A 7,478-nucleotide genomic window follows, 5' to 3' on the forward strand; every position below is an offset into this window, starting at 1 on the left:
ATGTTGCCGAAATCAGCGTTCGGATCAGAGTGAAATCACCGTTCGGATAAAACCGAAATGGCCGTTTGAATGTTGCCGTAATCGGCGTTCGGATCAAGCCGAAATACACAGTGCTTCCTGAACTATCTCATATTTGAGGCGTTCTTCGGCATACATTTTCTTCAGTCGCCGGTTTTCTTCTTCAAGCTCTTTAAGACGGGGCATCATTGATACGTCCATGCCACCGAACCTCGAGCGCCACTTATAAAAGGTAGCGCTGCTCATTCCGTGTTCTCGACATAACTCTGCTACTGGCGCTCCAGCTTCTGCTTTCTTGAGAATAGTAATGATCTGACTATCTGTGTATCTTGACTTTTTCATGCAGAACCTCCTTGCTCATACATTACGAGAAAATTCTACTTTTAACAGCAGTGGTTTTTAGGGGGGATTACCATCACTCTCAAACATTACAAATTATAATTTGAGTCATATTAGAGATCTGGTATAAAGTTAATATATTGCTTTTGTATATACAATGGACTACAATCTAAATGAAGAGTTTAATTATTAGCCAGTCAATTTCTGATAAATTGTCCTATAAACATGGTGTTGTCAGAACAGAAGTAGAGGAGTGTTTTTTGAACCGCTCAAAGGGACTATTAGAGGATATTAGAGAAAATAATGTAACTAATCCTCCAACCCAATGGTTTATTTCAGAAACGAATAAAGGTAGAAAATTAAAAGTGGTTTTTGTAGCTAAAAAATAACAAAATATATATAAAAACTGCTTATGAACCCTCTCGGATTGAGGTAAATATATATGACAAACATGCATAAACCACCTTTTCCCGATGATGATTGGGAAAATGGCAAGCTCGGACAAGATGAAACCTTTGTACGCAAGGCCTCTGAAGAAAGTGATGCGCTTGTTGATACTGGTCTTGGCTTAAAAGTTATTTCCATCAGATTACAAGAGGAACTAATTCAAGAACTAAAAACCCTTGCAAAAAAGGAAGGATTAAACTATCAACCATTCATCCGGCAAATATTAACTAAATTTGTTAATGAACATAGTGTTGAAAGTGAATCAATCACTGAAGAACCTACACTTTTCCGATAATAATAAATAAAGCACATAGATCAGTTCAGAAACTCATTAAACATCTGCTTAAACAAACTTTGATTTGTAAAAAGAGTTAATGAACTGATTTAATATATGAATTAGAGCCATCCTCTCAACCTATTGAGCTGTTCACAAACCCATCGTTTTTAAAACTCCACGAATTTTGAGAAATATCTTACAAATGATCGCTCTCTTTTCATCATGACTTATTTATGAGCTTTGATAAACTATTCTTGTGAGGATAAACAGGGATTGTTAAATACGGACTATTTTGAGTCAGGGATGAATCAAGCCGCAAGGAACGCGGCAAAATCCTCCGTTGTTTAAATAAACTTTTGAATTATCACCCTTGCTAATTACAAGCGCTTCCTTAAGATATTCCTCTCTAATGCCCCCAAAAATGTTCTTTTCCGATGTTCGTTCCTCAGGGACTTGAGACACTCGCTCCTGTTGACTCAAAACCAATCTGTTTCCTTTATAATCACTTTTTCTGTATAATATCGAACCATTACTCAATGATTGATGTTCGGGGTTCTATGAAAGATGTGTTTGTAATTGGTGCAGGAGTCGCAGGAATTGGAGCCGCCTTAAAGTTAGCCGATAAAGGACATAACGTTTTTCTTATCGAAAAAGAAACAATAGGATATGGTTCTAGCAGCAGAAATCCCGGAAGAATGGGGCATGGCTTTCATTATGTAAATCCTGAAACCGCAATAATGTATCTTAGGGCAAGCATTCAAGTACAAAGACAATTTCCAGGTTATTTGATTGGACAAGAAAAACCTTTTGAACACCCTCTTCGACATGGGCGATATTTTATAACTAAAAATTCCGACAACTCACCTGAAGAAATATTAAGCACATATAAACTTATTAAAAATGAATATCAAAGACTCGTTATCGAAGATCCAAGAAATGAAGTATTTGGGCCCCCAGAACATTTTTTCCGTATTTTATCCTCTGAAGAATATCAAGATATTGTCAACCCTGATATTGTAGAAATTGGTGTAGAAACTGCCGAACATCTTTTCAGTTGGCAACAATTCTCAAAAGATATTAAAATTGTACTAAACTCCCATCCAAATATAACCTTACTAGAACATACAAAATTACATTCACTTGAAAGAGGAAAGTTTGGTGAACCCAGGTTTATTTTAAACACCATAACCAAATCGGGTGATTCTTGCACTTATAAAACCGATTTTGTTATAAACTCCACTTGGGAACATATAGAAGCCCTAAATAATCAAATTGGTATCCGTATGCTTCCTGATCAAAGAACCAACCGATTAAAATGCCTTTTGATCGTTAAGTTACCTAAAACTCTGCTCGATGCAAACTCCATGTTTTTTTGCATGGGTCAACACTGTATGTTTTCAAACCTAGGAAACGGATTCGGAATGATGACTTTTGCGAAAGTTACTAATATGGAAGCCTCTTCTAACCTAGAACTTAGTAAAAATACAAAAAGATTATTAGAAAACAAAGCCACGCTTGAAGAAAAAGAAAAAATTTCGCAAGAAATGTTAGCGGGTGTATCGCAATATATACCAGAAATGAAACACGCAGAAATAGTCGATGTTAAATTTGGAATAGTTCAAACCTCAGGAAAACTTACTTTATCAGATTTAATGGATCCTAAAAGTACTTTTCATAAAAGAGACTATGACGGAATTCGCGAAGAACAAGTAGGGCTAATTTCTAATCCATGCATGAAATTATTTTATTTTCTTCATAATGCAGAAATTGTTTCAAGTTTACTGGAAGCTCAAATTCTTGCTACAGAATGGATTCAAGAGGTCATACTTTCTATCAATACAAAAGCAAATGATGAAAAATTGTCTTTACATAATGAAATAAATCATAGTCTTTTAAACTACTTGAGTCTATACACAAGTTCTAGCAAATTTATGAATATCTCTCCCCAAAAACCTTCTGAATTTAGTCAAACTTTTTTTAAAACCATGCAAAATAAAAAAGCGACATTAAATGAAATAAAGCACCTATATGATGCGCGCCCTTCAAATCCTTAAATTTACTATAATAAAATAGAAATAAAACTTGGGATTTAGATATTTATGGATAAATATTGGCAAACTGAGCTTTTACAAGATTTAGTTAATCAACTTCCTGCTGCAATATTTTGGAAAGATAGAAATTCTGTTTTTTTAGGTTGTAATCAATATTTTGCACAGTTGGCAGGATTATCTTCACCTCAAGAAATCATAGGAAAAACAGACTATGATCTTCCATGGAAAAAATATGAAGCAGATCTATATCGTAAAGATGATCAAGAGGTGATGAAAAACAAAAAGCCAAAACTAAATATTGAGGAGCCACAAACATTAAAAGACGGCACAGTAATTATTTTATTAACGAATAAAATCCCATTATTTTCTAAACCTTTACAAGAAGTAATCGGCGTACTTTGTATCTATCATGATATAACTGCTAGAAAACAAATGGAAAATAACCTAAAAACAGCCAAAATCCAAGCCGAAGCCGCAAGTCGCGCCAAGACCGAATTCCTAGAAAACATGCGCCATGACATTAGAACCCCGTTAACAGGTATTGTCGGCTTTTCAGAAATCATCAAAGCCGAAGCATCAAAGCCTGAGATTAAAGAATACGCAGATAATCTTATTGCCTCAAGCCATGCATTACTTGATTTAATGGATGAAGTTCTAGAAGCCGTTCGAGTCAATTCAGGTGAAATTCCAAAGTTAAAGAAAAAATTCTCGCTTAAAGCACTCCTTCAGCAAGTGATTAATTTGAATAAAGCTAAAGCTGCCAGCAAACGTCTTGAATTATCCTTAGATTACGATGAAAAACTGCCTAAATATGTTTTGGGCGATAACGTTCGCATCCATCGCATGATTTTAGAATTAGTCGCCAATGCCCTAAATTTTACCGATTCAGGGTTTGTAAGGGTCAAAGCTGAATGTGCTAAAGCGTTGGATTCTAAGGTCATTCTCAGATTGGCGGTTAAAGATTCTGGTATGGGCATTCCGCCTGAAAAACAACAAGAAATTTTTTTGCAATTTAAGCGCCTAACCCCTTCATATCAAGGGATCTACAAGGGTGCAGGATTGGGTCTTGCAGTGATTAAGCAATTTATTGATGATTTAGGCGGTGAAATTTATGTTGAAAGCGAGGTTCATCGAGGTGCAACATTCACGTGCATCATTCCCTTGCAAATTCCGCTCTTAGACGATGATACTGGCGTTGAAAAAATATCTGATGAAACCACGCATTTTCTCTCTGAGTCTTTAATACCCCAAAAGCAAACTTCCAGTCCATCCGAAGAAAAAGACGAACATCGGATATTATTGGTGGAAGACAATGCTATTGCCCAAAATGTGGCAAAAATCTTATTAAAACAATTTAATTGCTTTGTCGATACTGCAGAAGACGGTAAAACAGCATTGCAATTATGGAAAGAAAATTCTTATGACTTAATCTTTATGGACATTGGCTTGCTCGATATGGACGGCTATCAAGTCACCCATCACATCCGAAACCAAGAAGCCGCTACACATCGCCACACCCCAATTATTGCCTTAACCGCACATGCAGGCGATGAAAATAAGCAACGCGCGATTGAGGCGGGCATGAACGCTGTACTCACCAAACCCTTAACCCAAAAAAATTGCCAAGATATGTTGGACTCCTTCATTGCCTCACGCAGCCATGAAAAAAGAGAAAAAAATCGCTATTTGGCTGATTTACCAGATGACGAAAAAGAACTTCTTGAATTATCCCCCTACCCGCTTTTGGATGTCGAAGAGGCGGTTAAAACAAGCGGCGATGAAGCACTGCTTACAACCTTGCTTGACATGATGATAAATGACTCTTTACCTGAAGATATAAGTCAAATGAAAGCGGCATACGATGCCGAAGATTGGGAAAGGATCCAAAAACTTGCCCACAAAATCAAAGGTGGGGCGGTCTATGTGGGTACAGAAAAAATGAAAATGGCCTGTCAGTATCTTGAACGGTATTACAAATCAGGCCAATGCGAGTTACTTGAGCCATTATATCAGCAAATGCTTCAAGTCATTGATGAAACGCGAAATGAGATTTTATCCTGGGTTAAATCTCAAAGTTAAGCAAATCTTTTACGGCTGATACTCTTTTTTGCGTCTAGATATCCGCGCCAATATCAGTCGAATAGTCGCTCGTTTCACAATCATTTGAACTATAACTTTCTATTAAATTAGCAACGCTTTCTTGAGATGCTTTTTGCTGTTTTTTTAAGATAATGAGCTCCAAAAGGTTCTGTCACAAAGGTAATCCGCTAATGTAATATCTGGAGTTTTGTAAAAGTAACTCCTAAAGTTAATAATGCGCGGTTTGAAGATAAAAAAGCCATTCAATCTATCGATTAGTTCTTCAAAAAAAATATAAATTTATTTCTTTGGGTTAAATTAATTCAGAATATTACTGCGGAATGACGGTTTAAACTATCTCAAAGTGAAATTGTCATCACATTACATCTAAAAAGCTATACTGAAGATTAAGGTTTGTATTTTGTTTGTGTTATACAATAATTAATACATATAAAGCATTGATTGGTAGGCTTATGATTAAATTCTTACCCTCCACAAGCAAGTGATTATCATAGGTTTGGAGTGAAGATGAGCAAGACAAGACTATCTACATTTATCTTAAATAACATAGAGACCATTACTCAGGAATGGGAAAATTTTGCCCGGTCAATATTTCCAGCTGACAAGTCTGGTCAAATCAAATTACTGCGTGATCATGTAGAGGGAATGCTTAAAGAGGTTGCTGAAGATCTTCAACAATGGCAGTCTAAATCAGAACAAGTTGTAAAATCAAAAGGTCAAAAAACCCAGGATGAAGAGGAGTCTGCAGCAGAGATACATGGCTTTAAACGTTTCGAGGAAGGATTGAACATTAATGAAATGATATCTGAATACCGCGCTTTGCGTGCAAGCGTGACGAGACTTTGGGGTCGCACGGTCAAGAACATGCAATCCACTGATTTTGGCGATCTAGTTCGTTTTAATGAAGCAATCGACGAAGCATTGTATGAATCCGTTACCAGTTACACGTACACCAAAGAACAGGAATCCCGTCTTTTAGAGAGCATGCTTTCCTCCTCACACGATCTCCGTTATCTTTTAGATACTGAAGGGCAGATTTTATACATTAGTAAAAAGATTAGTAATTTATATGAAAAACATGGTAGCAAAATACCGGACAAGCCAGTTTATCATTTTGCCATGCCCCCAGCCGCTGAAATTAAAAGGCAAGTAGAAAAAATAATTAAGACAAAAAAACCATCTCGCGGCGAATTTATGCTTACCACCCCTTTAGGATCTGATTATTATTTTGAATATATTTATGCGCCGGTTTTTGATGAAAAAGGGGAAATAGAGGCGATTTCCGCAGCATCACATGACATTACTGAACGACATATTACTAAGACCAAAATTTGGAAAAATGCAAACTATGATTACCTGACTGGCTTAGCTAACCGACACCTGTTCCACGATAGGCTGAAACAAGCTCTTAAACTTTCTAAGCGAACAAAGAATTCTTTTGCTTTGCTATTTATTGACTTGGATGATTTTAAAAAAGTAAATGATGATCTGGGGCATGACACAGGCGACCGCTTACTAAAACAAGCTGCCTCGCGGATTAAATCTTGTGTCCGTGCCATTGATACAGTCGCGCGTATGGGTGGGGATGAATTTACGGTGATCCTCACCGAGGTTGATGATGATGAGCAAGCTAAACTTGTTGCCGATAAAATTCGCACTAAATTGGAAAAACCTTTTAAAATCAAGAAAAATACTATTTGTCTGACTGGTAGCATTGGTATAGCACGCAGCCCTCAAGATAGCACAGATCCCGACACATTGCTGAAGTATGCTGATAAAGCCATGTATGAGGCGAAACAAGAAGAAAATAACCGCCTTAAGTCCTCGTAGCAGATTGTTCCTGGTGAGGCGTCGGTTACCGCCATGTCTGTTCAATCACTTCCATAGAATGCGTTTGACCTCTCTGAGAAAGCTACTTACGCGTGATATCTTACCCAGCCCTTGACAACCCTTATTACTGTCTTAACCGTTCCAACGGTGTTGGGGTATGGGGAGTAACGGAACAGTCAACCGACTTAAGGATTGTCAGAATCTCTTAATGGCCTTAATTTTCCAACGTTTACCTCTTCAGGCATAGAAAAGAGATATCACCCAAGCCTATAGAGTGGTCAGGCATTTTTAGTCTGATATTTGTGGTTGGCTATTATAGTTGATTAAAATTTAAAAAGTCTTATATATTTGTTATAATTAGCGCTTTTTAGCTATGACATATTCATTAGATTTTAGGGAAAAAGTACTATCCCATG

5 protein-coding genes and 1 pseudogene are annotated in these 7,478 nt (G+C 36.9%); 5 read left to right on the forward strand and 1 reads right to left on the reverse strand.

Going from position 1 to position 7,478, the window contains the following annotated elements; genetic code table 11:
* Positions 1–108 precede the first annotated feature (108 nt).
* Positions 109–360: pseudogene (locus E1O47_RS11675) on the reverse strand (transposase); the annotation flags it as partial.
* Positions 361–530: 170 nt separating this feature from the next.
* On the opposite strand from E1O47_RS11675, the gene E1O47_RS11680 reads away from it, so the two are divergent.
* The 5 genes from E1O47_RS11680 to E1O47_RS11700 all read left to right on the forward strand — a co-directional run bounded on the left by E1O47_RS11680 (position 531) and on the right by E1O47_RS11700 (position 7,062).
* The gene (locus E1O47_RS11680; protein ID WP_242602107.1) at positions 531–746 is read left to right on the forward strand and encodes a hypothetical protein; all 216 of its coding nucleotides are present in this window, start codon (positions 531–533) and stop codon (positions 744–746) included.
* A gap of 53 nt (positions 747–799) precedes the next feature.
* Positions 800–1,099 carry a CopG family antitoxin gene (locus E1O47_RS11685; protein WP_133131431.1) on the forward strand — a complete coding sequence of 100 codons (300 nt, stop codon included), beginning with the start codon at positions 800–802 and terminating at the stop codon, positions 1,097–1,099.
* 539 nt (positions 1,100–1,638) lie between these two features.
* A complete protein-coding gene (locus E1O47_RS11690) occupies positions 1,639–3,135 on the forward strand; it encodes an FAD-dependent oxidoreductase (protein WP_165475117.1) in 1,497 nt (498 codons plus the stop codon).
* Positions 3,136–3,180: 45 nt separating this feature from the next.
* On the forward strand, positions 3,181–5,211 hold the full coding sequence (locus tag E1O47_RS11695) for a response regulator (protein ID WP_133131433.1): 2,031 nt from the start codon (positions 3,181–3,183) through the stop codon (positions 5,209–5,211).
* 528 nt (positions 5,212–5,739) lie between these two features.
* Positions 5,740–7,062 carry a diguanylate cyclase domain-containing protein gene (locus E1O47_RS11700; protein WP_133131434.1) on the forward strand — a complete coding sequence of 441 codons (1,323 nt, stop codon included), beginning with the start codon at positions 5,740–5,742 and terminating at the stop codon, positions 7,060–7,062.
* Positions 7,063–7,478 lie beyond the last annotated feature (416 nt).

The sequence above is a fragment of the Legionella yabuuchiae genome (genome assembly GCF_900640115.1).
Lineage (GTDB): Bacteria > Pseudomonadota > Gammaproteobacteria > Legionellales > Legionellaceae > Legionella_A > Legionella_A yabuuchiae.

Excerpts from the sequence above, each read along its gene's own strand:
- E1O47_RS11685 (WP_133131431.1), top strand. The coding sequence starts at position 800 with ATGACAAACATGCATAAACCACCTTTTCCCGATGATGATTGGGAAAAT.
- E1O47_RS11700 (WP_133131434.1), top strand. The coding sequence starts at position 5,740 with ATGAGCAAGACAAGACTATCTACATTTATCTTAAATAACATAGAGACC.
- E1O47_RS11680 (WP_242602107.1), top strand. The coding sequence starts at position 531 with ATGAAGAGTTTAATTATTAGCCAGTCAATTTCTGATAAATTGTCCTAT.
- E1O47_RS11695 (WP_133131433.1), top strand. The coding sequence starts at position 3,181 with ATGGATAAATATTGGCAAACTGAGCTTTTACAAGATTTAGTTAATCAA.
- E1O47_RS11690 (WP_165475117.1), top strand. The coding sequence starts at position 1,639 with ATGAAAGATGTGTTTGTAATTGGTGCAGGAGTCGCAGGAATTGGAGCC.